General features: G+C 67.4%; 1 protein-coding gene. It reads right to left on the bottom strand.

The window, feature by feature from the left end; genetic code table 11:
• On the bottom strand, window positions 1-276 hold a 276-nt coding region (locus IAE38_RS23710; protein ID WP_201219587.1), incomplete at both ends, for a hypothetical protein.

Raw genomic sequence — 276 nt, 5'->3', positions numbered from 1 at the left:
GGCGTAGGCCACCGTGCCGTCGTCCAGCGTCACGGCGATGCGTGGGGTGCCGTTGCCGGTATCCAGTTGCACCGCCTCGCTCAGGCTCACGGTGAAGTCCAGGTTCTGACCGGCCACATAGCTGCCGTTTGCCGGCACGCCCACGCGGGTTACGCTCGGGACATCGCGGTCGATGCTGTAGCTGTCGCCCACCCGCCCGGCCACAACCCGGTTGCCTGCGGCATCAACAATATCGGTGCCCGCTTTCAGGTCCAGGCGCACACTGCCAGTGCCCAC

Origin of the sequence: Pseudomonas sp. S32, assembly GCF_016648095.1 — a bacterium.
GTDB classification, from domain to species: Bacteria; Pseudomonadota; Gammaproteobacteria; order Pseudomonadales; family Pseudomonadaceae; genus Aquipseudomonas; species Aquipseudomonas parafulva.
Note: the sequence above shows the minus strand (reverse complement) of the source record. Positions and strands in the feature narration are given on the sequence as shown.